The following is a 24,380-nucleotide window of genomic DNA, read 5'->3' on the forward strand; positions in this document are numbered from 1 at the left end:
TCAGATGGTTTAACTGTCCCTATTTTAAAAAAATTAAGTTAACTATATTAGGAGGAATAAATATGTTTAAACATGCGATTGTACGAAAGATTGGTAAAAGTTATGTAAATGGCTTAACAACATCGGATTTAGGAAACCCGGATTATGAAAAAGCGCTTGTACAACACGAGGCTTATATAGAAGCATTAAAACGCTGTGGTGTGAGAGTGACTGTTCTCGAATCGGATGAAACATACTCTGATTCTACGTTTGTAGAAGATACCGCCGTGTTGACGCCAAAATGTGCCCTTGTAACGAATCCTGGTGCAGAAAGCCGAAATGGTGAGATTATTGAAATGAAAGAAGTTTTAAAAGACTTTTATGACACAATTGAGTATATTCAATCTCCAGGTATGTTAGATGGCGGAGATGTTATGCAGGCAGAGGATCGCTTCTATGTTGGACTTTCTTCAAGAACAAATGAAGCAGGTGCTCGGCAGTTCAAGGATATTATGGGTAAGTATGGTTATGATACGACCATCATTCCTCTTAAGAAATTCTTTCATTTAAAAACGGGTGTGAATTATCTAGGAGACAATAATTTATTAGTGGCCGGAGAATTCATCAATCATGAAGCTTTTTCTAGCTATAATCAAATTGTTGTAACAGAGGACGAAGAATATTCGGGTAACTGCGTCCGAATGAACGACTACATTATTGTTCCGAAAGGATTTGAGGGAACAAAGAAAAAGATTGAAGATGTTGGATACACTGTGATTGAAGTGGAGATGTCAGAATTCCAAAAACAAGATGGCGGTCTTAGTTGTCTCTCATTAAGATTCTAAGTTAGTTAGGAAGAAGGTGGATTAATAGCAAAGAAAAGGACGTGATAATATGGGGAATGGTTTGGAAAACAATGAACAACTGCAACGCTCAATGAAAAGACGTCATTTATTTATGCTTTCGCTTGGTGGCGTTATTGGGACAGGCCTATTTTTAAATGCAGGCTATACAATTAATCAAGCAGGGGCTGGAGGGGCTCTGGTGGGTTATTTAGCAGGTGGTCTTATTTTGTATATGGTAATGGTCTGTCTAGGCGAGCTAGCCGTTCATATGCCGGTTACAGGTTCATTCCAAAAATATGCTACTACATATATTGGACCTTCTGCTGGTTTTTCGCTCGGATGGATGTATTTCGTCGGTTCAGCCGCAACTGCAGGAGTTGAGTTTACAGCAGCGGGAATATTGATGAAACACTGGTTCCCTCATGTTCCTATCTGGATTTGGTGTGCTGTGTTCATTGTACTTTTATTTACATTGAATGCGTTAACGACAAGAGGTTTTGCAGAGGCGGAATATTGGTTCGCTGGAATAAAAATCGTTGCGGTAATCTTGTTTATCTTAATTGGAATCGCTGGCATCTTTGGCTTTGTCTCCTTATCTGATCGTCCAACCCCATTCTTTGAGAATCTAGCTCCTTCTGGACTTTTCCCAGCAGGTGGTATTGCAATTGTCTTTGTGACAATGATGAATGTAATATTTTCCTATCAAGGCTCAGAACTAATAGGGATTGCAGCAGGGGAAAGTGAAAATCCTGAAGAGAACATACCTAGAGCTATTCGAAATGTAATTTTTAGAATCATTGTATTCTACATTGCGTCCATTATTATTCTTTCTGCCATATTCCCTTCTTCTGAATTAGGTTTATTAGAAAGTCCTTTTGTAACTTTAATGAAGATAGCGGGGGTCCCTTATGCAGCAGGTATCATGAATTTTATTATTTTGACAGCTATTCTTTCTGTTGGAAATTCATGTCTTTATGCATCTTCACGTTTACTTTGGTCGATGGCACATGATGGAATGGCACCTAAGATATTTGGTATTTTGTCTAAGAGAAAAGTACCGTTGAATGCCCTTCTTTTTACAATGTCTTTTTCACTCTTATCGTTATTGACCAGCTTTATTGCTGCTGATACTGTGTTCGTATTACTTATGTCAGTCGCAGGTATTTCCGTCACGATTTCATGGATGGGAATTGCTTTATCGCAATATATGTTTCGAAGGAAGTTTTTAAAAGCGGGTGGGAAAACGGAAGAATTACAATACAAAGTACCATTTTATCCATTTGTCCCATTGTTTTGTTTAGGATTTTGCTTTTTGATTCTAGTATTTCTTGCTTTTGATTCTACTCAACGAGTCGGATTATTTTATGGGATAGGATTTTTAATCGCCTGTATATTATTCTATAAATTTAAACTGGCTAAGAAAGTAGAGTCAACAATAAATGTTGATAGTAGTAATGAAAAAATATTGTAGTTTAGAATCTATAGGGCGTTATCTCCTTGGATTACTGGGTTAGGATAAAATTCGATTTTTATCTAAAATGTAAAAAGGACTGATTTTTTCAGTCCTTTTTCATATGGGGATTTCTTCACACATTCAAATCTAGATCATCAAATGCCGTTTTCGTTTTTTTATACCCAAGCACATTGCCTGCTTAAAAAGTTATATGAGAAACATCGCAACTATTGTAGTGACCACTAAACCAATGGTTACCGGTAACAGATTCCGGCGCGCAAGTTCGAAGGGACTAACATTACATATTGCAGCGGCTGGGATGAGGGCCCATGGAATCAAAGTGCCTCCGCCAACCCAAATCGCAGTTATTTGCCCAAGTGCAGTCAAGGTGGCGGTTCCGCTTCCGATGGCTGTTCCAAATAGTTTGGCAACCGATCCTGCTAAAGAGATTCCTGAAAATCCCGACCCATCGAGGCCAGTGATGGCACCGATGCCCGTTAATGTGACGGCGGCTATTTCTTTCGTTAAAGGTACGGAGGCTGCTAAGGCGGCACCGAGATCATTGACAATGCCGAGAGACGTTTTTGGTAAATAGTCACCGATGATTTGGTTGAAGCCAGAATCACCTAAATAGAAGAATGCAGCGATTGGAATGACGGGTCCGAATACTTTGAATCCAAATTGAAATCCCTGAATTAAATAGGCCGTTGATTTTTCAAGTCCTTGTTGTTTATGTGCGACAAGGGATAAAATCAGCAAAATGAAAACGGCAGTACCGCCAACCAATGCGGTTGCATCTCCCCCTTGTAACTTTAAAATCGATAATGCCACAACATCCAACAGAAATGCGATCGGAATGAAGACTGCAAAAAACTTCTTTTGTGCCAGTGTGAGCAGATCTTCACTAAATGTTTGATCTTGGACGATACCTTCATTATCCTCCGCCTTGATTCTTCCAAGTTTCATATCCCGCTTCAAGAGGATAAAGGCGGAGAGGGTGGTGACGACGCCCATTGTGATGACAAGGGGAATGCTCGCAGCGATAACATCACCGACTGGTATCGAAGCGGCATCCGCCGTCAGTTTAGGTGCAGCTTGAATGATGAAATCCCCTGACAATGCTATTCCGTGACCAAAAAGGTTCATCGCCATCGCCACACCGAGAGCAGGTAAACCAGCCCGTAATGCAACGGGGAGCATAACCGCCCCAAGTAAGGCAACAGCCGGTGAGGGCCAGAAAAACCAGGATATGATCATCATGACGATTCCGATTATCCAAAAGGCAAGTGTAGGATTTTTAATGAATTTAGCAAATGGTGCGATCATGACATCATTAATTCCAGACTTCGTTAAAACCGTGCTCATAGCGACTATGATTGAAATGATTAATATCGTGGACATTAATTCCGTGATTGCGAAAATGAAGCTGTTAAATATCCCGCTTATGGATGAGGCTAAACTGCCAGTAGCAACTAAAGCCAAAAGGAAAATTCCAATTATGCAAATGAGGGTAGTATCACGACGTTTTACCATAAACCCGATTATCAATGCAATAAATACAACATAAATCCAATGGAGTGCCGTCAATTCCATCTCCATGATCCGTCCCCCTCATAAATGTGCCTAGTTACAGATTATGAGGGGAGATCGGGGTGGTGAGTTGTTTCATAAATTTAAAGGCTTATCTTCTTTATTTTCAACAATACATCAAGTATCCTTAATTTGAATGGCCATTACTGTAAATGAGGGATAAGTCGTGAAACAAATATATAGTAATATTATACAATTTCGGGGTACACATTATGAGTTTGGATACATGCAAGGTGAGGAGTTAAAAGATTCACTAACGGTAAAAAATCGTGAAGATCAGTGGAAGATTAGGCAGCCACGGTTTACGGTTGAAGAAGAAGAGGTCAAGAAAGCGATTACACAATTTGCCCCTGGTGTGTGGGAAGAATTACTTGGCTTGCAGGAAGCGCTGAAATGGCCAATTGAACGTGTGTTGCAGGAGTTTGGAGGGTACCGATTGGATTATGTTCGTTCGGGATGTTCCATTATGACAGGTGAGAATTATTTCATTCGTAATTATGATTACCACCCAAAGACATATGAGGGACGCTACGTCCTATTTCAACCAACCGATCAGGGCTATGCTAGCATTGGTCCAAGTCAACGTGGGACTGGACGGATGGATGGCATGAATGAAAAAGGGCTAGTGGTTGGATATAACTTTATGAATCGAAAGAATCCAGGAGATGGATTCATTTGTTGTATGATTGGTAGATTGATTGTAGAATCTTGTGCGAACGTTCAGGAAGCGGTCGCGATGTTGAAGGAAATCCCACATCGGCATTCATTCACTTACGTTGTCTACGATAAAAGTGGTGATACCTATATTGTGGAAACCTCTCCGAGAAATGTAGAGGTGCGCAGGTCAAATGCCTGTACCAATCACTTTGAAATCATGAAAAATGAAAATCGTAACCATCTTATAGATTCGAAACGCCGATTGGAAATTATACAAGGTAATGAAGGGAAACTTTCATCTGCCTACGATGCTTATAGATTGTTTAATGATACCAACCAAGGTGTCTTCTCAGATTTATATAGCAGCTGGGCGGGAACGATTCATACATCCGCTTATTTACCTAAGGACATGAAAGCTTGGATGGCCTTGGGAGGGAACCAGGAACCTACTTCAATAGATTTTGCGAAATGGCTCGAAGGAGAAGATGTTGAGTTAGACCGAATTAGAGGTGTAATTGATACGGATATTCCATTTGTACATATGGATGAGGGGGCAAATTGGTTTCGGAATTGATCGCTCCCTTTGGAAATTCAGATAATATAGCTTGAGTGTTGTGACAAAGCTGAAGACTGGGAATTTTTATGATTAGAGAATTAGATGGACAAAAACAGTGATTGCTGTAGAGAAAGGATTTGGTTTTAAACGGTAAGTAAGGCTTATGTAATCTTGAAAATTATTTACGTATCGTTAAAGGAACAGTAATCGTTTTTAAACAGAATTGCAAAGGATTTGGAATTAAATACTCGTAATTGGGGGCATTTTATACTCGAAAAAGTAAAGAAGGTGATCCAGAGAGAACTATTGAGCCTTCTTGGTTAAAAAATAAAACTGAAAAATTTTAAATTGTTAATTGGGAGTATTTTGCTACATACACTAGAGGTGGAGGATTGGGTTTTTCATTTAAACTAGTCCGATTAGAAAGCTTCTTTTGAAGCTGTTAGAAAACACTTAGGCTCAGTCTTTGGACTGGACTTTGTTTGTTTATTCTAGACCTAAGAAATCATGGATACTATTTATTAGTGGAGCGGCTAGCAATATAATATGATAGAGAAATAGACTGGAAAATTAAAGTAGGAAGTAGATAGAAACCTTTCATGTGAACCGTTCCTATCAATTTGTACTTGTAAAAAAAGTAAGGGGGATGAACAAGTGTTTTCTACAGCTCTTGGATGGTTTCGGTTTATTACAATAATTGAGGGAATCTCATATGTTCTATTGCTGGCTATTGGTATGCCCTTTAAGTACATATTGGATATTGGAGAAGCAACACTCATTTTAGGCAGCATTCATGGTTTCCTATTTGTCGTGTTCGGACTTTTACTACTTTATGTGAGCATTAAATCAAAATGGTCATTTATAAAAATGGCGATGATCTTCATCGTTTCATTTATCCCGTTTGGGAATTTTGTTATTGATCGAAAACTATTGAAGCAAAGTTAAATAATAAAGAAACATTCAATTTATATCAAAACAAATGACTTTTTGATGGCATATTGGATTAAAAAATTACGTGATAGAGTAGCTGGAATGCATAGCTACTCTTTTTGTTATATCCAAATTGCCCCATATTTTTGTTAAATGGCTGCAAGTTGTTTTTTCACTTCATGAGATTCTCTTATGCTTTCATCTCGTTCATTTTGTCCGTAGCTAACTTAATAGTTGGTCCTTCTAAAACCTCATAATAACCTATGTTAATTTGGTGAGATGATGTGGGCAGAGAAGGAAGTGGAAAAATTGTCAAGAAACAGTTAAAAAGGGATATTTAAGTGCAAAATATATTTGACTATCTAAAAGAACAAATAGATATCTTAGATGAACATCTTTGGAACTTAATGATTGATGAGGACGAAATATTAGAGCCGCTCAGAGGAGTTATATGTTATATATTTTATAAAAAAATATAATTGAGAGAAAAGCGCATGTTAGGATGAAGAGCATAAATTATTTTCATGAAAAGAGGGAGAGAAATTGACAGCCTATACACAACCAATCTATGTGGCAGCCATCTTTTTTGCCATATTGGTGTTTATGTTATTTATTCCATGGCTCATTTATACATATAGAAAATATAATCACTTGCCACTTTCTACTACATTTATCACATTTTCATTTATCTTTTATTTTCTATCAGCGTTGTTTTTAGTATTACTGCCATTGCCGGAAATACGCGATACTTGTTCGTTACAAAAATCTGATACACAGCATTTTTCACTGGTGCCATTTCAATTCGTGGCGAATACCTTTGAGAACAGTGGTATTGTATTAACACAACCAGGCACATATATGCAGTTATTTAAACAACCTTCATTTTATCAAGCGTTTTTCAATTTCCTATTATTATTGCCCTTTGGCATTTATTTACGCTATTTCTTCCAAGAGAAAAAATATTGGAAGAAAGCTCTTGGCTTCACATTAGTATTAACTCTATTCTACGAAATAACACAGGTAACTGGCATTTATGGCATTTATAATTGTGCTTATCGAATTTTTGATGTAGATGATTTAATGTTGAATACTTCAGGTGGCGTACTCGGCTTCTTCATTGCCCCAGCTGTACTAGCGTTATTTCCGTCGAAGCAGAAAGTTAAGGAGAAAGCAGATAAACTATTAGCCCATGATGAAGTAAAAAAGATGTCTGTATTGCTAGCAATAATTATTGATTTATTCATATGTAAAATTGTAATCCAAATTGTTTTGAACATGTCCAATGTTAATGAGGTTAGTGAATTTGTTGCAAGTACAATTGCATTATTTGTAATGTTTTTTATCATTCCATTGCATTGGAGTGGACATACAGTTGGTACGAAGATTATGCGCTTTCGCTATGACAGTAAAGTATGTAGGGCAGAAACAAACAAGCGATTGTTTAAACGCTTTGGTGCAATTTATGCCATGTATTTTATAACAGTGATTGCGAGTACTTTGAATAATATGGAAGTACCAATGGACTCTCCTTATTATAAGTCATCCGTATTTTTAACACTGGGTACTTGGATCATCTTTGTTACTTTAACAATCGTGTTATTCATTCACGTTATGTTAGTCGTATTTGGTAAAGAAAAACGCCGTTTCTACTTCGATGAAGCATCTGATTTGTATACAACTAGAAAAAAATAAGGTAAAAAATCGTCTTCTATACAATAGAAGACGATTTTTTTTATAGATTTAAGGTTGCTGTAAGGTTGGCACAAAGATGCTGTAAGGATGGGCATTTATAGTATAAGTATCAGCAAAAACGACGAGGTGAAACACATGGAACCATTATTAAAAGTAGAAAATATTAAAAAAACATATGGTAAATTAAGCGCTGCTTATACTGCGTTAGAAAATGTATCTTTTGACATTCATGAAGGAGAGTTTGTGGGCATCATGGGGCCTTCTGGAGCGGGGAAATCGACTTTGCTTAATATGTTAGCAACAATTGATTCACCAACTGAAGGGAAAATCTATATGAATGATACGAGTATTCACGATTTGAAGGAAGCTGCTTTAGCAGATTTCAGACGTGACAATCTTGGTTTCATCTTCCAGGATTACAATTTGCTCGACTCATTGACTGTGAAGGAAAATATATTATTACCACTGGCGATTGCGAAAACCCCAGCTAAAGAAATTAATATCTTAGTGAATCGTATTGCTAAAGTATTTGGTATTGAAGATTTACTAGCAAAATATCCTTACCAAATTTCCGGTGGCCAAAAGCAAAGAACAGCTGCAGCCAGAGCGCTTGTGACAGAACCTGCACTGATTCTAGCGGATGAACCAACAGGTGCACTTGACTCAAAATCAGCGACAAATCTATTGGAAAGCTTAAGTAATTTAAATGAAAATAATAATTCTACCATCATGATGGTGACACATGATGCATATGCCGCAAGCTTCTGCCGACGTATTATTTTCATCAAGGATGGTACGCTATCAACAGAAATTTATCGTCGTGACCAAACACGTAAAGCATTCTTCCAACAGATTTTGGATGTCCTTGCAACAATTGGGGGTGAGGTAGATGACGTTATTTAGTCTAGCGAGAAAAAATATTGCACGAAACTTCTCCCAATATTTTTTATACATCGCATCTATGGTTTTTAGTATTGTCATCTACTTCACATTTGTGACATTAAAATATAGTGATACGATTGCAGAAAAAACGGCGTCATCACAAAAATTAGATTCACTAATGAGTGGTGCGGCAGTCATTCTAATATTCTTCGTTGCCATATTTATCGCATATTCGAATTCATTCTTTATGAAAAAACGTAAAAAAGAAGTGGCATTGTATGCATTACTAGGCGTACGTAATCGTCAAATTGGCTTTATGCTCTTTTTTGAAAACTTATTATTAGGTTTGGTTTCATTAGTAATGGGGGTTGTTCTTGGATTCCTTTGTTCAAAAGGATTTATGACGATTTTGATTCATTTAATGGGCTATGATGTCATAGCACCATTTACATTTTCGGGATCAGCAGCTTTGAATACCGCTATTGTATTTCTTATTATTTTCTTAGTGACATCATTCCAAGGCTATCGTTTAATTTATCAATTTAAACTAATTGATTTATTCCATGCATCGAAAAAAGGGGAAGCTGCTCCGAAGCCATCTATGATTGTAGCCATTCTTGGAGTATTACTAATTGCCATCGGTTATTGGTTGGCGATGCAAGATCTTTTTACTTCTAAAGTGTGGCAAAAAGTCGGCTTTTTAATGACAGCACTCATTATTTTAACAACAGTAATTGCCGGTACATTTTTATTGTTCCACAGTGTGACAGGCTTTGTGTTAGCTGTGATTAAGAAAAATGAAAAATGGCTATGGAAAGGTCTTCATATAATGACGATCTCACAACTGCTATATCGTATTCGGGGTAATGCACGTACATTGACTGTAATTGCGGTGTTAAGTGCTACAACTGTAACAGCAGGCGGTGCAGTGTATGGTCTTTATTACAACACAAACGACCAAGTTATGACCGCTGATCCGAATACCTTTATGTATCAGCAAACAGATGCAAAAAGCGATCAACAAGTTAGCAATGTATTGTCAGATACAAAGTACGATGAAAATATCGAAGCACTATCAGTCACATTTAATACAAAAGAATTAAACGCGGCATCAGTTTTCGATAGCTCAGATAAAAGAATTTATACGGTTATCAACGAAAAAACCTATAACAAATTAGCAGCAGTACAAAACAAGGAAGAACTACATGTGAATGCTGACAATTCGGTTATTTTAGATATTGGATATGACAAAAGATTCTCACCTAAATACAAAGGAAAGACCATCAGGACAGAAAACAACTCTGCAATCACATTCCAGAGCTATAAAACGCAAACAGTTTTAAATGCCGGCACAGCAGGTATTGCAGTTGTGGTATCAAATGATCAATTTAAAGTATTACAAAAAGAAGGAGAAGCACTAAAATATCGTGTCATTGGTGTGGACAAAGCTTCTACGGATTTATCTAAAAAAATTGCAAAACAAATACCTGAAGAAGCGCTATTTTCTAGTGCTCCTCAAGATTTTCAGACAAGCATTGAAGGCGTAGGATCACTGCTCTTTATCGGAAGCTTCCTGGGTCTGGTATTCTTAGCTGCAACAGGTAGTATCATTTATTTTAAAGTATTAACTGAAGCAGAGGAAGATAAATCACAATACAATATGCTTCATAAAATGGGCGTTAGCGCAAAAGAAATGCGGAAATCCATTGCATCACAAGTATTCGTAATCTTCTTCGTACCACTAACAGTAGGGTTATTACACAGTGTTGTTGCTTTAAAAGCCTTCTCTAGCTTACTGATGATGGACCTTGCAAAACCCGTGATGATCTGGATGATTGCTTATACAGTTATCTACGGTCTGTATTATATCTTAACGGTAGCTTCTTACAATCGTATTATCACACAAAATAATAAAACAGAAGGATGATCGAGATGAAAAAATTTTTAATGGTAGTGGGCATTTTGTTTTTGCTAGGAGTAGTAGGAGCCTTCGCGCTTACTAATATTGACTTCAACCGTATGAATGCCAGCAATTATTATTTACAAATTACAGAGGATGGGGAAGAGCATGAAACCAAACTGGATGATGGTACCGTGATGACCTCCTACTCTTATAAACTGGACGCTACTAATGCTGATGGTGAAACAATTCCACTAGAATTCACTGCACAAAAAAATCTTCGGAAAGATGCCTACTTGAAAATGTACGTGAAAAATGGTGATGAAGTATCGTCATATGATGAAGTGAAATTTGAGGAAATTCCAAAAAAGGCACAAAAAAAATAAAATATGAAAGAAGGGCTGTCTCCAATAAGTAAGTGGAGTACAGCCCTTTTCTCTGCCTGTTAAGAAAAAAATAATTAGCATTATAAAAGAATAGTAATGGTGGTGCCCTTATTTTCAACGCTAGTCAAATCGATTTTCCCATTATGGGCTAGAATAATATCTCTTGCAATCGCCATTCCTAAACCAGTTCCATGTGTACTGGTAGTATTCGTACCTCGGTAGTAGCGTTCAAAAACCTGTTCTAAATCTTTAGAGGGGATACCGCGGCCATTATCGGCAATGGTAATTTGGGTATGAAAGACTGAAGCTGTGGATATGTTGCTTGACTTTTGCTCTTGTCCACTCTGTAGATAAATATTATCAATTCGAATATTCACAACGACATTTTCATCGTTATGCACAAGTGCGTTGTAGATAAAGTTAAAGATCGCCCTTTTCAGTAATTTTTTATCCACTTTATGCATGGCTTTGTCCACATTTGCCTCAAATTCAACCTGTCGATCCCCAAATGATGAATCATTTAAAAGCTCAATCGTCATTTCACGAATAAACCCAACAATATTTACATCTTCAAATTGTAACGGGAGTTGTTGATTGCGCAAACGCATCGTTAAATTGAGGTCATCTAACAAATCTTTCATATATTTAGACTGTCTATTAATAATAGATGTATACTCATACAGTTCTTGTGGTGTTATATCTGTGGAGCTATCTTTTATCAATTCTGCATACCCATGGATAGAAGCAAGTGGTGTCTTCATATCATGCGAAACATTGCTAATCCATTCCTCACGCATTTGGTCGAGTTGATCACGTTCTTTCTCATACTGATCTAATTTTACCGATAGTTCATTCATATTGCTAAATACATCTTCATATACGCCTTTTGGTATAAGCATCTTTTTAAAACGTTTTTCCCGAAGCTGCTGAATTCCTTCTATTAATGTGTTGAGTGGAGTAGTTAATCTTTTTCCAAATAAAAATCCAATTACTAACGCAATTATAATATCGACGATTAAAAATAGTAAAAGTAAAATATTAATGTATTTAAAAACTTTAGCATAATCATAGGTTATTACATAGCGACCTATTTTCTGTTCCTTAACACCTACAAAATAGCTGAAATTATGGACCTCGCCGACAAAAACAGTCGTCTCTGCATCAATTTCTTTATACTTATACATTTGTACGATTTCAATAGGAGAATATACTGTTTGCAAATTTTGAGGTGTATAAAAGGCTGCCACTTGCTCACCCTTATTATTCAAAAATTGTATCCAGGCCTTATTGTCTTGGAGTTTTTCCAGCCCTTCTTCATTTACCATCGGTTTGTTATCTTGTAGTTCTACATATTGTGAAAATGTTCGGCTAAAGTTTTCCGCAGATACTTCTTCTGTCCCAAAATTATGCATGGCTCGATAAAAGAGTAAGCAGAGGAGTAAAATTGTATTTACAATCCCTACGATTACAACAATTGTCACAACGGATCCTAAAAAGCGCCGTGTCAATTTCCACTTCATTTGTCTCACTCCTTGGATTGTAATTTATAACCAAGCCCTTTAACTGTTATTAAAAACGAAGGCTTTGAAGGATCTGACTCAATTTTTTCGCGTAAACGGCGAATATGAACCATCACTGTATTATCAGAGCCAAAGAAATCATCGCCCCACACATGTTCAAACAAAGTTTCCTTGCTCAAAATCTGATTCGGGTGATGCATAAAACAGCTCATCAGTCCGATTTCTTTAGCTGTGAGCTCAATCGTTTCGCCATCCTTTTTCACTTCTTTTTCATTTGCACTAAGCTCAAAAGGACCAACTTGCAAACTTTTCGGAGCCGCTTTTTCCTCTGAAAAGCCAGCGCGTCTCAGCTGTGCCTTTACCCGATAAGCAACTTCTTTTGGACTAAATGGTTTGGTAATATAATCATCCCCACCTATCGCCAGCCCTAAAAGCTTATCAATTTCCTCATCCTTAGCCGACATAAATAAAATGGGCACATTTGATACTTCACGAATTTGCTTGCATAAATCATAGCCTTCACCATCAGGCAGCATAATATCTAGCAATACAAGTGCAGGATTAAACTCCTGAAACTTTGCCCAACCATCCGCAACGGTCCCCGCCGTTACAATATTTGTAATACCTTCTTTATGTAAAACTGTCTCCATGAGACGCGCCAAATCTTCCTCATCGTCAATAATTAAAATCCACTGATCATTAGCCATTCTTCTACCTCCCAAACATCAATCTTAACCTACAGTATAGAGTACCCTGTAGCAAAAAATAAGGGGAAGGGAGAGATATTTCTGGAATAAGCGGCGTCTTAGGCATCCGTTTCATAATTTTTCATTCAAGATTATATTTAATAGCGAAGATAAGCTGCGAAACAAAGTAGAGAAAAGCACATAGGTTCCATTAAAAAAGAAAATGTACTTTCGATGTAAGGATCAGGACCTTGTTGCCATAAAACGTAGAGGCCTGATCATGGCTTGGTTTTAAATGAGGTAGTTTCTGGTTGTAGGCTTATTTATTTGAGGTGGATATAGATAGTACTAAATACTGATTTGGTAAAGGTTGTATGATAAACTGTTTAAAGTATTGGAAGGTAGATAATGATATAGCTATTATGTTTTACTATGCAATTAAGTCTAGGTCTTCGATAATATTCTTTCTAGACCAAAATCATTTTCTATCAAAGATCATTAGAAAAAGTATGCAGCAAATGTGAAAGAATTAAAGGAGAAAAAAATAATGGAAACAAAAAAGGTGTTGCCTGTTCTTTTTTTAGTCATGTTTTTAGTGATGGTCGGCTTTGGGATTATTATTCCTGTAATGCCGTTCCTAGCTGAAAAGGTGGGTGGCAGTCCGACAGAGCTTGGTCTTTTAATGGCTGTCTATTCGTTAATGCAATTATTATTTGCCCCAATGTGGGGACGTATCTCAGACCGAATAGGTCGTAAGCCTGTTATGATGATTGGAATCGCAGGATTAGCGCTTTCTTTTTTCATCATGGCGACAGCAGATTCTTTATGGGTTTTATTCGTAGCTAGAATTGTTGGTGGGGTTTTATCCTCTGCTAACATGCCAACTGCAATGGCGTATGTAGCTGATATTACGACGCCAGAGGACCGAGGGAAAGGGATGGGGATCATTGGTGCTGCTACAGGACTTGGCTTCATCTTTGGTCCGGCAATTGGAGGTATCTTCTCAAAATCAAGTTTGAATTTACCTTTTTATATTGCTGGAATTTCATCTTTAATTACTCTAATTTTAGTGTTTATAATACTGAAAGAATCACTTACAGTAGAAAAAAGATCTCAGCATTCGAAAAATGAAGAATCAATGTGGAAAGCCTTTAATGGACCTCTGAGTATTATGTTTATTCTACAATTGATAATCACACTTTCGATGGCTGGACTCGAAACGACTTTCGCCTATTTCGCAGCTCAAAAGGCTAATATAAGCCTTGTACAATTAGGCTATATCTTTATGATCATGGGATTTGGCAGTGCGATTGTTCAAGGTGGATTAGTGGGAAGGATGACCAAGAAATATGGGGAAGGAGCGGTCATCCGAATCGGGATTATCGTATCGGCCATTGGATTTATTCTAATACTGTTCTCTAATAATTTCTGGACATCTGCAGTTTTCTTAACCATTTTCGGATTAGGGAATGGTTTCATCCGGCCGGCCATTTCGGCACTGTTGACCAAAAATTCTACAACTGGACATGGCAGTGTTACTGGCTTACTTTCTTCATTTGACTCATTCGGTAGAATTGCTGGGCCTCCAATAGGTGGATGGTTATTTTCCATTTCGATAGATTTGCCATTTATTTCAGGAGCTATGCTTTCAGTTTTTGCATTGGTTCTTTATCAGATTTATCATGCACAGACGAAACAAGTTAAAGCATTTGTTTGATGTATGTGCAACCCTAAACTAGCCTGTAGATATCGTCCAAAGTCGGGCAAATCTACAGGTTTTTTCAATAAGTTCGTACAGTCGAAATTGAGATTATACATTTAATTTAAATGAGCAAAAAAACCCTATTTTGCAAATAGGGTTTTTCTATTCTACTTAATATAAGCGCCTTTTTATTGAATCATATTCAAAAAACGGCGTGTACGCTCTTCTTTAGGGTTTGTGAAAATTTGTTCGGGTGTTCCACGCTCCATAATTTTTCCTTCATCCATAAAGATAACTTCGTCTGCTACATCACGAGCGAAACGCATTTCATGTGTCACAACAACCATTGTCATTCTTTCTTCTTTCGCTAGGTCTTTCATTACTTGTAAGACGTCACCAACTAGTTCAGGGTCCAGAGCAGAGGTTGGTTCGTCAAACAGCATTACTTTTGGCTCCATGGCCAATGCCCTTGCAATTCCCACGCGCTGTTGCTGGCCGCCAGACAACTGGAACGGATAAAAATCAACTTTGTCACCTAACCCCACTTTTGTAAGCAATGCCTTGGCTGTTTCTTTCGCTTTTTGTTTTGGAATGTTCTTTACTATAATGGGACCTTCCATGACGTTTTCTACTGATGTTTTGTGTGGGAAGAGGTTATAGTTTTGAAATACCATTCCTGTCAAACTACGAAAAGAAGTAATGGATCTTTTACTAACAGGCTTTTTAAACTCCATTAATTTTTGATCAATTTCAATCGTCCCGTCTGTAGGCACCTCAAGGAGATTTAAGCAACGAAGAAACGTTGTTTTACCTGAACCAGAAGGGCCGATTAATACAATGACTTTTCCTTGTTCTACTTCCAAATCAATGCCCTTTAACACTTCAAGGTCACCAAATGATTTATGAAGATTCTTAATGTTAATCATTTTAAAATCTCCTTTTAATACTGCAGCTCTTATTTTGCTACATAACGATTAAGTCTGTCCTCGATATTTCCTTGAATGAAAGATAAAATAGTACACAAAATCCAATATAAAGCAGCTGCTTCGATGTAAAGTAATAGAAATTCATAGTTTTTTGCAGCAATTTCTTGAGCTTTACGGAACATCTCTGCTACAAGAATTAGTGATGCAAGCGATGTATCTTTTAAAAGGCTAATAAAAGTGTTTGATAATGGGGGAATGGATACTCGAGCTGCTTGCGGTAAAACAATTCGCTTTAATGCTTGGGTATACGTCATACCAATTGAATAGCCTGCTTCCCATTGTCCTTTTGGTATTGATAGAATTGCTGCCCGTATAATTTCTGATGCATAAGCTCCGACGCTTAGAGAAAACCCTATAATAGCCGATATGAAAGGATTAATAGTTATGCCTAAGTTTGGCAGCCCGTAGAAAATAATAAATAATTGCACAAGTAATGGTGTCCCGCGGATGATTGACACATATACACGCGCAATTATTTGTAAAATCTTTATAGAAGATAATCGAGCTAAGGCTGTTAGTACAGCGAGAATAAGGCCAAGAACAAATGAAATTAATGTTAGTGGAATTGTATATTTAATAGCTCCCTCTACCATAGGATAGAGGGAGGTTTGAGCGATAGAAACAAGTTGGTTCATACGCTCTGGGTCAGAGAAAATATTACTTAGGAGAAACATCTTCACCAAACCATTTTTCGGAGATTTTTGCGTACGTACCATCGTCATTCATATCTTTTAGTGCTTTGTTTACTTCTTCCACTAACTTGCCGCTGTCTTTTCTAAACATTAACCCACTAGCTACACCGTTTTCTTCCTCATCAGCCACTTTGATAGGTGCATCGGGGTGTTGTTTTTTATAATCAAGGTAAGATAATTTATCATTTATCGTTGCATCTACACGTTTAGAACCAATAAGCTGTACAGCTTGAGAAAATCCTTCAATACCGGTAACATCAGCACCATGGGATTTTGCTATATCATTGTAGTTACTTGTTAAAGATTGTGCAGATTTCTTCCCTTTTAAGTCATCGAATGATTTAATATCTGAATTGTCTTTGTGAACAAGTAATACTGCTCCTGATTGAATATATGGGTCAGAGAAATCGTATTTCTTTTGACGGTCTTCATCAATTCCAACTTGGTTTGCGATCATATCAAAACGTTTGGCATCTAATCCTGCAAACATACCGTCCCATTGTGTTTCTTTAAACTCTGCTTTCACACCAAGCCGCTTTGCTACTTCCTTAGAAATTTCAACATCAAACCCAGTTAGTTTGTCTGAATCATCGTGGAATGTGAAAGGAGGGTATGTACCTTCTGTTCCAACTGTTAATACGCCATCTTTTTTGACTTTATCATATAGACTTTCTTGTGAAGAAGATTTATTGTCGGTATTATTTGCCTCATTTTTTGTATTTGAACCACAAGCCGTAAGTACAATTGTGAAAGCTAACAATAGCGATAAAAGAGCAATCGATTTTTTCATTTGATAAACCTCCTAGTAATCTGATAGGGATTGATACTCTGTGATACTAAATTAGAAAGGGCAAAAAGTCAATAGAAACAACTTATATCATTAGTGTTAATGTTTCTTTGCGAATTATACAGATTTTAAGGGATTGAAGTGAATTAGTACTCATAACGAAGAGCTTGTTCTTTTCTACAACTTTTCATTTCTAATATCAACCATCTCGTAAAAATGATGCCTACATAGATTTTCCTTTTATCCTTGAGAACGTTCGTCCTAATTATTCTCAAGATAATTGGAGGGGTCCACTTATCCTTTCTACTTATATAGCATCTGTTCTGATACCCAACTCGCTCGTGAGTTTCAAGGTTTTTTTGTCTGGAGGAGACTAAGGAGATTAGAAACGATGGATTTAAAACTTTCCAGAACATAAAGACTCCCATCCACCTTTAGAACTAAGCAGGGGATGGGAGTGTTATTTCTGGATTTGAACCGCCCGAAACTATTGCAGCATCTTTATTATTGGCTAGTGATTGTCATGTGTTCTTTCCTCTACGCTTACGAAGATAGGGTTCGAATAGAACCAAAGGTCTTTATAGTTACGGTTGTTGATCTCGGCAAAACGTGATTCGTTATCCTCAATATCAGTCTTTGAATCGATCAGCGGCTCACCGTTGCTCGTTTCTCCAGAGACATTTTCTCCTAGATTCGTACCTCTCAAACGGAAATATTGGTCCTTACTCGCTTTGACTTTGTAAGTGATAATATGGTAACCGTCGCCATCAGTTTTCCAGTCTTTGCTTGTAAAGCGTTTAACTACTTTTGTCGTATCATTGGTGTCTTTACTGTAAGCAGGTGTTCCAGGCACAGCTTTCCCAGTTACATCACCGGAAATTAAATCCACGTGATCCACTTTAACCGAATCGCCGTTGTTGTTCTTTTTAGGGCTCTTAAATCGGATTGTAATTTTGACCATTTGTCCTTCCTTCACTTTAAGGTCCCCACCCATATCTTCCTTGCTGCTGCCGCCTTTAGCTTGGAAATCAAGTGCGTTAATCAAGTCACCAAAAACAGAGAATGATTTCCCCGATCGCATGCCTTCCAAGACGGATTGCATTGTGGAACCGTTAACCCAAGTGTAATTTTTGGAATATTCGCCAGGCCAGTATCCGCTTGAGTAAAGGCGGTTTTCACTGATTTCGAAATGGGAGTCCGAATTGGAAAAGTTCCAGAACTGACGTCCTTCTCCAAGAAGCGCATCCCATGCACCGCCTACCTTAGCAAGCATGTAATCGGAACCACCGTAAGTTCTGTTTTCAGGCGTTGTCAGGTTTAAGCCGCCTCTATCAGGCTCCATCTGGTTTCCGGGCATGCCTTCAAATCCGAACAAGACATCCGGTGCGATATTGTTGAAGTCGCGGAAATCAGATATGGTGTACACCTTTTTTCTCGAAGGGTGATTCAGGATGGCATAACTTGTATTCTTATAATTCTTCTCAAGCCATGCCAAGGCTGTTCGAGCATCCTGGGGTGTCTTATTGGCTCTTTGATCCTGTGCTTTCCAGATGGCTACATCCGTTGAATTGAACATCTTTTCATCCTGGTTGGTAAACAAATACTCGAATTGATTGCCAGCTTTTAAACTTTTCGATGATCCTGCCTGATCTCCCAAAATTCCTATGCCGACATGCTCGTATGTAGGCATGTCCCATTCGAACCCCGAAAAGATAATTTTATTTTTATATTTGCCCTTTTTCTGCAGTTGTTTCATTTTCGGAGCTTGATATTGAATGATTCCCTGAGACAGCGGAATCGGACCGCCTGGAACCAATTGTCCTTCATCATCCCGTGAAGACATTCTCAAATGGTCGGAAATCCCCATCCAATCCATACCATACTTGTCAAATGAGTTGTTGAGCACGTTTTCAAGGGTCTGAGACCCCTCTGTATCGTCGGACTGAGTGGTATGGGCATGATATTCCCCTTTCATCCATCTGCCTCCAGAATTTGTCTGGTTGTTTTCTTCTGTATCTTTTGCAGCGACCGGCAGACTTTGAGAAAAGATGGCTAAGCTGAGAGCCATTACCGTGAATGATTTGAACTTATTTAACATCTTTCTGATACCTCCGAAATATTGAAATAATATTGAACAAGCCAATTTTATTGTAAAAGTATTAAGTAGCTATTTGGGGAGAGTATGGTTTTTGTAAATGAAGAGGGGGAATTTCTGGAATAATCTTTGTGGATTTCATTCGAGAACCTATAGAAAAAACCCCTGTGTTTATTGATGAAAAAAGGGGATAACTCTTTAGCAGAGCCTCAGATTGTCGCGAAACCTTCGACAGCCTTTATATTTATCTTCATTCTTTTATCCATCACGTTAAATTAAAAAGAGTATACTCCTACCATTTAATGTAATTGGGTGATATAATTTTTGTGAATAAATTCACAAAAATAGAAATATCTAGTTAAAGTATTAGCTATTAACTCTTGAAAGAAAGCGAGTTGGTTATATGAAGAAGAAAGTAGTTTTAGCTGGCGGGACTGGTTTTGTCGGTAAATACTTTGAAAATCATTTCATGAATTTAGGATATGAGGTAAGAATCATCTCAAGACAATCTCCACATATCAGTTGGAGCAATAACGAAGGAATAAGAGAATCGATTGAGAATTCTGATATGCTAATCAACTTGGCAGGAAAAACAGTTAACTGTCGCTACAATGCTAAGAATAAGGAAGAAATCTTACATTCACGAACTGAAACTACTAAAATACTCGGAAATGCGATTAAACAATGTGAAAATCCTCCTTCATTATGGATAAACTCAAGTACGGCGACTATTTATAGGCATGCTGAAGATAATCCAATGACAGAGGATGACGGTATCATCGGCTCAGGTTTCTCGGTTCATGTGGCCAAAGAGTGGGAGCGTTCATTTTTTGAATTTCAATTACCTGAGACAAGACAAATTGCTTTAAGAATTGCGATTGTGTTGGGCGATGATGGTGGGGTAATGACTCCTTATAAAAATTTAGTCAAATTTGGTCTAGGCGGTCATCAAGGATCGGGAAATCAAAAGTTCAGTTGGATACATATAGATGATTTATTTAACATTGTCCTTTTTCTCAGAAAGAACGAGGAGTTGAGCGGGGTATTCAATTGTTCTTCGCCTCACCCAGTTACAAATCGCGAGTTAATGGCTCACTTGAGAAAAGCCATGAATAGAAAGATAGGATTGCCATGCCCAAGACCCATGCTTGAAATGGGAGCTTTCTTTATGAGAACCGAAACTGAATTGATTTTAAAGAGTCGCTGGGTTATTCCTGAAAGATTGGTAAGGGAGGGTTACGAGTTTAAATTTGATAAACTCGATGCAGCCCTTCAACAAATACTCAAGAGTTCTAAATAAGGGTATAAAACACTAGAGAGTGATTTGCTATAATAATAGATAAAAAGATTATTGATGAAGGGGAATCCGTATTATGAATATTACTCCATCTGAAAAAGTCGGAAGATTCACAACAGGAATTTTTTCGGAGTTGGCGACTCGTAAGCAGGATGCGATGAAGCGCGGGATAGATGTTATCGATTTGAGCGTTGGTAGTCCTGATTTGCCACCGCCTGCATTTGTAGTGGATACGCTGGTCAAATATGCACAGGATACAAACTCATACGGTTATACGCTGAAAGGTACAACTGAATTCCATGAGGCTGTTTGTTATTTTTATCGGCAGCGTTACGGGGTAGAGCTTGATTCAGATAAAGAGGTCCTTCAACTGATGGGCTCACAAGATGGGCTTGCACACTTGGCAACAGCGATGATTAATCCGGGCGATTATGTGTTAGTACCAGATCCGGGATATCCAATTTACGAAGCAAGTGTAAAACTCGCGGGAGGTAACATTTATCCGATGCCACTTACTGCCGAGAATAAATTTCTGCCACAGCTCAATCAAATCCCAGTGGAAATATTGAACAAAACGAAAATGATGATCATCAGTTACCCTGGAAATCCAGTCACTGCACTTGCTGATGAAGCTTTTTTTTCAGAGGTTATTTCGTTTGCTAAAAAGAATGAGATTCTGGTTGTTCACGATTTTGCTTACTCTGAGTTAATTTTTGATGATCATCCTCAGATTAGCTTTATGTCTATTCCGGGTGCTAAGGAGGTTGGGATTGAATTTAATTCGCTATCGAAAACGTTCAATATGGCAGGCTGTCGTATTGGATATGTGGTCGGCAATCATGATGCGTTACATATCTTAGGTACATTGAAATCACACATCGATTATGGAGTTTTTTATCCGATTCAAAAAGCTGCTGAAATGGCGCTTACATCCAACCTTTCGCTGCTGTCCGATCAGGTTAAGGAATACGAGGCCCGTCGGGATGCCTTGATAACAGGTCTTGCAAAAGGAGGATGGCATGTACCTAAATCCTCAGCTACCATGTTTATTTGGGCGCAAATTCCTGCTGGTTGGAAGTCACGCGATTTTGCTTATGAATTGATTGAAAAAGCGGGGGTTACGGTCGTCCCTGGGGATGCTTTTGGAGAACAAGGTGAAGGGTATGTTCGAATGGCCTTGGTCCAACCGGCTGAGAGATTGACAGAAGCTGCAGAAAAGATTCAATTGTTTTTGGAAGAATATCAAAAAGTGGTTCAGGATTGAATATGAAAAGTAAACGGAAAGAGTGCGGAGGGTAAGCCGCACTCTTTTTTTGCAGGTCCTTCTCATTCAATTCTTTTTTGCGACTTTATTCAAAATGAAATAGGCTGTTATAGCAGATAAAACAGCAATTATTAATGTAGGTATTTGTGAACTTTGAACAAAAATCACTTCTTGAGAAAGTGTATTACTCATGCCCAATGACTCTGAAAAATCAGGGGTATATGTAGCAGTTAGAAATAGTCCAGATGAAATTTCCAATAAGGTAAATAACAATAAGAAACTAATAGTGAAAATTAGATACTTTTTCATTTTACACCTCCTCATCTAATTACGAGTATAGCGTATAAAAGTTCCGTTTAATTTTACACTTTTCTGGAAAATGCGAAACGGTGCATTTTCATTAGATTTCTAAAGCCATTCGTTTGGTTCTTAGCTTGTGTCTATAAAGTCCTCATCAAATTCTTCGAAACGTTTAAATCCTTTAGCTTTTAGTAAATCTCTCCGACTTGGTTTCCTATTTCAACATCGGCAATAACTTGCGATAACCCTTGTAATTCTTGGATTAGCTTCTGTAAAAGCTTTGTACCAATTCCCTTTCCTTATGATACTTTATTCACTCATTCTTACTCTATCTAGTGGGATGAAATCCTGCGAATAAGCGAGCATTCGTAAGAAATACTTAAATAACTGAGGGAGTTCAACAAGAAGAATGCAAAAAAGACCGCCTATACTGGCGATCTTTCGAATCTACGTATTAAAAAACTAAGCAGCATTTTTTATCTCTCTTGTTTTTTTAGCAAATAGTTTTTCTTTAAGAGTTGGTATAATCAAACCATCTACCCCATATCTTCCTGCATTCATAGCAGAAACTAGGATAAACATTGACAATAAAACAAGTTGTGGGTTGGTACTTGTAGTACCACTAAACATATAAGAAAAGTTCATCGCTATTCCAAAAAACACTGCTGTTTTTGTAAAACAACCGATTAATAAACCTACACCTACAAATAGTTCTCCCCAAGGTACTAAGAGGTTAAATACCTCTATATTAGGAATCGCTATATTTTTTAGAAATACCACCCACCATTCTTGAACAGCCGGGTGTTCTCCGGTTGAGTTTGCTAGAGCACCCTGTAAAAAGCCAGAAGCATCAAACTGTCCACTTGCTATCTTCCCCCAACCAGCCATAATCCACGTATATCCGATATATACACGTAATACAGCTAAGAGTATAGAAATGTTTTTGTTTTGTCTTAGAGCATCAATCATCATGTTTTCCTCCAGTATTTCAAAATAATAAGTACTAAGGAATATAATAACATCATCGAAAATGATTTTCATTATCAATTATATTAAAAATGTATTAAGAATATATAAAGAACCTCCTTCTACAATCGGAAGTAAAGCTGAGGATTCAGTAAGACTCTTCGGTTATTCAAAAATGGTATTGATCCAATTGTTGAAGTTAGTCTCAGTAAACAGCAATTTATTGGAGTTCTCTATTGAAATTACCATCAGATGATCCCAATTTTGAAGCTAGCTAATATTATTGTTATTTAACCACTCAATCCCGAAGAATAACGCTATTATGTGAATAATAAACCACCTTACAAAAATATGACAAAATTGTAAGATGTGAGCCTTAAACTGTTAGGTTAATCGATGGCGATTTATCTCTCCCTCTTTTAAGATTTAAGAAAAAGAGGAAAAAAAGGTGGTATGAAATGAGTTTTTTAGAACTGAATATTAATTTATTTAGAATGATTAATGACTTAGGGAAACAATACACATACTTAAATCCTGCTATGATTTTCATTGCTGAGTATATGGTATTTTTCTTAGCTTTTGGTGTTATTGTAATTTGGTTTACTCAAAATAAAAAGAGTAGAATGATGGTTTTTTGTGCAGCCATTACTTTTGTATTTGCTGAAATAATCGGGAAGATAGCAGGGGAATTTCATTCCAATAATCAACCATTTGCTGAGTTGACAAATGTTAATAAATTAATTGAAAAAGCAGTTGATAATTCTTTTCCAAGCGACCATACAATATTGTTTTTCTCATTTTGTGTATCTTTTTGGATGTTCAAAAGAGGATGGTGGTTTTTATGGATCACACCGGCTTTCCTTGTTGGTTTTTCTCGTATTTGGGTCGGTGTCCACTATCCAGCAGATGTTCTAGCAGGAGCTATTATAAGCATCATTTCAGGCTCAATTGTTTACCTTATTGTTCCTAAGTTACGCTTGACTCTGAAATTATTAGGGGTTTATGAGAAATGCGAACAATTGGTTATATCTCCTTTAACTAAATCGAAGGGGAAAAAATCAAAGGATTTTTAAGAAATAATAACATTAAAAATTAAAAATTTATGAATAACTATCAACTTACAGGTTCTTTACTTCAATAAGAGAGTTGCTTCGGCAGCTCTTTTTCTTATGTCACGAACAGGGCAGGTTAGTGAAAGGTGATATTATAAATATA

Annotated in this window: 21 protein-coding genes; 12 read left to right on the top strand and 9 right to left on the bottom strand. The window is 37.4% G+C overall.

What is annotated here, in order from left to right; genetic code table 11:
* Nucleotides 1–62 precede the first annotated feature (62 nt).
* Nucleotides 63–824, top strand: a complete 762-nt coding sequence (locus tag NST21_RS03215) for a dimethylarginine dimethylaminohydrolase family protein (protein ID WP_340887697.1) — start codon at nucleotides 63–65, stop codon at nucleotides 822–824.
* 49 nt (nucleotides 825–873) lie between these two features.
* Nucleotides 874–2,295, top strand: a complete 1,422-nt coding sequence (locus NST21_RS03220) for an amino acid permease (protein WP_340887698.1) — start codon at nucleotides 874–876, stop codon at nucleotides 2,293–2,295.
* Between the two features lie 189 nt (nucleotides 2,296–2,484).
* On the opposite strand, the gene NST21_RS03225 is transcribed toward NST21_RS03220, so the two are convergent.
* A complete protein-coding gene (locus tag NST21_RS03225) occupies nucleotides 2,485–3,876 on the bottom strand; it encodes a hypothetical protein (protein ID WP_056522340.1) in 1,392 nt (463 codons plus the stop codon).
* Nucleotides 3,877–4,033: 157 nt separating this feature from the next.
* On the opposite strand from NST21_RS03225, the gene NST21_RS03230 reads away from it, so the two are divergent.
* The 6 genes from NST21_RS03230 (at nucleotide 4,034) to NST21_RS03255 (ending at nucleotide 10,870) form a co-directional block, all read left to right on the top strand.
* The gene (locus tag NST21_RS03230; protein ID WP_340887699.1) at nucleotides 4,034–5,098 is read left to right on the top strand and encodes a C45 family peptidase; all 1,065 of its coding nucleotides are present in this window, start codon (nucleotides 4,034–4,036) and stop codon (nucleotides 5,096–5,098) included.
* 636 nt (nucleotides 5,099–5,734) lie between these two features.
* Nucleotides 5,735–6,025 (top strand): DUF3817 domain-containing protein, encoded by a 291-nt coding sequence (locus tag NST21_RS03235; protein WP_201222184.1) that lies wholly within the window; start codon nucleotides 5,735–5,737, stop codon nucleotides 6,023–6,025.
* Between the two features lie 528 nt (nucleotides 6,026–6,553).
* Nucleotides 6,554–7,702 carry a VanZ family protein gene (locus tag NST21_RS03240; protein WP_340887701.1) on the top strand — a complete coding sequence of 383 codons (1,149 nt, stop codon included), beginning with the start codon at nucleotides 6,554–6,556 and terminating at the stop codon, nucleotides 7,700–7,702.
* A 135-nt stretch (nucleotides 7,703–7,837) separates the two neighbouring features.
* The gene (locus tag NST21_RS03245; RefSeq protein ID WP_053344432.1) at nucleotides 7,838–8,605 is read left to right on the top strand and encodes an ABC transporter ATP-binding protein; all 768 of its coding nucleotides are present in this window, start codon (nucleotides 7,838–7,840) and stop codon (nucleotides 8,603–8,605) included.
* Nucleotides 8,592–10,511, top strand: a complete 1,920-nt coding sequence (locus tag NST21_RS03250; protein WP_340887702.1) for an ABC transporter permease — start codon at nucleotides 8,592–8,594, stop codon at nucleotides 10,509–10,511. Before NST21_RS03245 ends, NST21_RS03250 begins: the two co-directional genes overlap by 14 nt.
* A gap of 5 nt (nucleotides 10,512–10,516) precedes the next feature.
* The gene (locus tag NST21_RS03255; RefSeq protein ID WP_252430317.1) at nucleotides 10,517–10,870 is read left to right on the top strand and encodes a YxeA family protein; all 354 of its coding nucleotides are present in this window, start codon (nucleotides 10,517–10,519) and stop codon (nucleotides 10,868–10,870) included.
* Nucleotides 10,871–10,950: 80 nt separating this feature from the next.
* Here the strand turns inward: NST21_RS03255 and NST21_RS03260 are convergent, their stop codons facing one another.
* Together NST21_RS03260 and NST21_RS03265 are read right to left on the bottom strand one after the other, a co-directional pair.
* Entirely contained in the window at nucleotides 10,951–12,390 is a 1,440-nt protein-coding gene (locus tag NST21_RS03260; protein WP_340887705.1) for a sensor histidine kinase, read from the bottom strand.
* 5 nt (nucleotides 12,391–12,395) lie between these two features.
* On the bottom strand, nucleotides 12,396–13,097 hold the full coding sequence (locus NST21_RS03265; protein WP_340887707.1) for a response regulator transcription factor: 702 nt from the start codon (nucleotides 13,095–13,097) through the stop codon (nucleotides 12,396–12,398).
* Between the two features lie 526 nt (nucleotides 13,098–13,623).
* Between NST21_RS03265 and NST21_RS03270 the strand changes: the two genes are divergently transcribed.
* Nucleotides 13,624–14,793: an MFS transporter gene (locus tag NST21_RS03270; RefSeq protein ID WP_056522301.1), complete on the top strand. Its 1,170-nt coding sequence runs from the start codon at nucleotides 13,624–13,626 to the stop codon at nucleotides 14,791–14,793.
* A gap of 173 nt (nucleotides 14,794–14,966) precedes the next feature.
* Here NST21_RS03270 and NST21_RS03275 read toward each other — a convergent pair whose 3' ends face one another.
* The 4 genes from NST21_RS03275 to NST21_RS03290 form a co-directional block, all read right to left on the bottom strand.
* A complete protein-coding gene (locus tag NST21_RS03275; RefSeq protein ID WP_340887711.1) occupies nucleotides 14,967–15,704 on the bottom strand; it encodes an amino acid ABC transporter ATP-binding protein in 738 nt (245 codons plus the stop codon).
* Between the two features lie 29 nt (nucleotides 15,705–15,733).
* Complete coding sequence (locus tag NST21_RS03280; protein WP_340887712.1) at nucleotides 15,734–16,438, bottom strand: amino acid ABC transporter permease; 705 nt, start codon at nucleotides 16,436–16,438, stop codon at nucleotides 15,734–15,736.
* Entirely contained in the window at nucleotides 16,422–17,246 is an 825-nt protein-coding gene (locus NST21_RS03285) for an amino acid ABC transporter substrate-binding protein (protein ID WP_340887714.1), read from the bottom strand. The genes NST21_RS03280 and NST21_RS03285 overlap by 17 nt, the downstream gene beginning before the upstream one ends.
* 508 nt (nucleotides 17,247–17,754) lie before the next feature.
* Nucleotides 17,755–19,311, bottom strand: a complete 1,557-nt coding sequence (locus NST21_RS03290; protein WP_340887716.1) for an S-layer protein — start codon at nucleotides 19,309–19,311, stop codon at nucleotides 17,755–17,757.
* A gap of 430 nt (nucleotides 19,312–19,741) precedes the next feature.
* Here NST21_RS03290 and NST21_RS03295 point away from each other — a divergent pair, with 430 nt between their 5' ends.
* Together NST21_RS03295 and NST21_RS03300 are read left to right on the top strand one after the other, a co-directional pair.
* Nucleotides 19,742–20,638 (top strand): TIGR01777 family oxidoreductase, encoded by an 897-nt coding sequence (locus NST21_RS03295; RefSeq protein WP_056522284.1) that lies wholly within the window; start codon nucleotides 19,742–19,744, stop codon nucleotides 20,636–20,638.
* 73 nt (nucleotides 20,639–20,711) lie between these two features.
* Nucleotides 20,712–21,899, top strand: coding sequence for an LL-diaminopimelate aminotransferase (locus tag NST21_RS03300; RefSeq protein WP_340887717.1), 1,188 nt, complete (start codon nucleotides 20,712–20,714; stop codon nucleotides 21,897–21,899).
* A 66-nt stretch (nucleotides 21,900–21,965) separates the two neighbouring features.
* Here NST21_RS03300 and NST21_RS03305 read toward each other — a convergent pair whose 3' ends face one another.
* Together NST21_RS03305 and NST21_RS03310 are read right to left on the bottom strand one after the other, a co-directional pair.
* Nucleotides 21,966–22,208 (bottom strand): hypothetical protein, encoded by a 243-nt coding sequence (locus tag NST21_RS03305; protein ID WP_340887718.1) that lies wholly within the window; start codon nucleotides 22,206–22,208, stop codon nucleotides 21,966–21,968.
* Nucleotides 22,209–22,661: 453 nt separating this feature from the next.
* Nucleotides 22,662–23,171: a DoxX family protein gene (locus NST21_RS03310; RefSeq protein WP_098174510.1), complete on the bottom strand. Its 510-nt coding sequence runs from the start codon at nucleotides 23,169–23,171 to the stop codon at nucleotides 22,662–22,664.
* A 452-nt stretch (nucleotides 23,172–23,623) separates the two neighbouring features.
* Here NST21_RS03310 and NST21_RS03315 point away from each other — a divergent pair, with 452 nt between their 5' ends.
* The gene (locus NST21_RS03315; RefSeq protein ID WP_340887721.1) at nucleotides 23,624–24,238 is read left to right on the top strand and encodes an undecaprenyl-diphosphatase; all 615 of its coding nucleotides are present in this window, start codon (nucleotides 23,624–23,626) and stop codon (nucleotides 24,236–24,238) included.
* The last annotated feature ends 142 nt before the right edge of the window (nucleotides 24,239–24,380 follow it).

This window comes from Peribacillus sp. FSL K6-1552, from assembly GCF_038005205.1.
In the GTDB taxonomy this organism is placed as follows: domain Bacteria; phylum Bacillota; class Bacilli; order Bacillales; family DSM-1321; genus Peribacillus; species Peribacillus butanolivorans.

Excerpts from the sequence above, each read along its gene's own strand:
- NST21_RS03215 (WP_340887697.1), top strand. The coding sequence starts at position 63 with ATGTTTAAACATGCGATTGTACGAAAGATTGGTAAAAGTTATGTAAAT.
- NST21_RS03220 (WP_340887698.1), top strand. The coding sequence starts at position 874 with ATGGGGAATGGTTTGGAAAACAATGAACAACTGCAACGCTCAATGAAA.
- NST21_RS03225 (WP_056522340.1), bottom strand. The coding sequence starts at position 3,876 with ATGGAGATGGAATTGACGGCACTCCATTGGATTTATGTTGTATTTATT.
- NST21_RS03245 (WP_053344432.1), top strand. The coding sequence starts at position 7,838 with ATGGAACCATTATTAAAAGTAGAAAATATTAAAAAAACATATGGTAAA.
- NST21_RS03250 (WP_340887702.1), top strand. The coding sequence starts at position 8,592 with ATGACGTTATTTAGTCTAGCGAGAAAAAATATTGCACGAAACTTCTCC.
- NST21_RS03255 (WP_252430317.1), top strand. The coding sequence starts at position 10,517 with ATGAAAAAATTTTTAATGGTAGTGGGCATTTTGTTTTTGCTAGGAGTA.
- NST21_RS03260 (WP_340887705.1), bottom strand. The coding sequence starts at position 12,390 with ATGAAGTGGAAATTGACACGGCGCTTTTTAGGATCCGTTGTGACAATT.
- NST21_RS03265 (WP_340887707.1), bottom strand. The coding sequence starts at position 13,097 with ATGGCTAATGATCAGTGGATTTTAATTATTGACGATGAGGAAGATTTG.
- NST21_RS03270 (WP_056522301.1), top strand. The coding sequence starts at position 13,624 with ATGGAAACAAAAAAGGTGTTGCCTGTTCTTTTTTTAGTCATGTTTTTA.
- NST21_RS03275 (WP_340887711.1), bottom strand. The coding sequence starts at position 15,704 with ATGATTAACATTAAGAATCTTCATAAATCATTTGGTGACCTTGAAGTG.
- NST21_RS03280 (WP_340887712.1), bottom strand. The coding sequence starts at position 16,438 with ATGTTTCTCCTAAGTAATATTTTCTCTGACCCAGAGCGTATGAACCAA.
- NST21_RS03285 (WP_340887714.1), bottom strand. The coding sequence starts at position 17,246 with ATGAAAAAATCGATTGCTCTTTTATCGCTATTGTTAGCTTTCACAATT.
- NST21_RS03290 (WP_340887716.1), bottom strand. The coding sequence starts at position 19,311 with ATGGCTCTCAGCTTAGCCATCTTTTCTCAAAGTCTGCCGGTCGCTGCA.
- NST21_RS03295 (WP_056522284.1), top strand. The coding sequence starts at position 19,742 with ATGAAGAAGAAAGTAGTTTTAGCTGGCGGGACTGGTTTTGTCGGTAAA.
- NST21_RS03300 (WP_340887717.1), top strand. The coding sequence starts at position 20,712 with ATGAATATTACTCCATCTGAAAAAGTCGGAAGATTCACAACAGGAATT.
- NST21_RS03305 (WP_340887718.1), bottom strand. The coding sequence starts at position 22,208 with ATGAAAAAGTATCTAATTTTCACTATTAGTTTCTTATTGTTATTTACC.
- NST21_RS03310 (WP_098174510.1), bottom strand. The coding sequence starts at position 23,171 with ATGATGATTGATGCTCTAAGACAAAACAAAAACATTTCTATACTCTTA.
- NST21_RS03315 (WP_340887721.1), top strand. The coding sequence starts at position 23,624 with ATGAGTTTTTTAGAACTGAATATTAATTTATTTAGAATGATTAATGAC.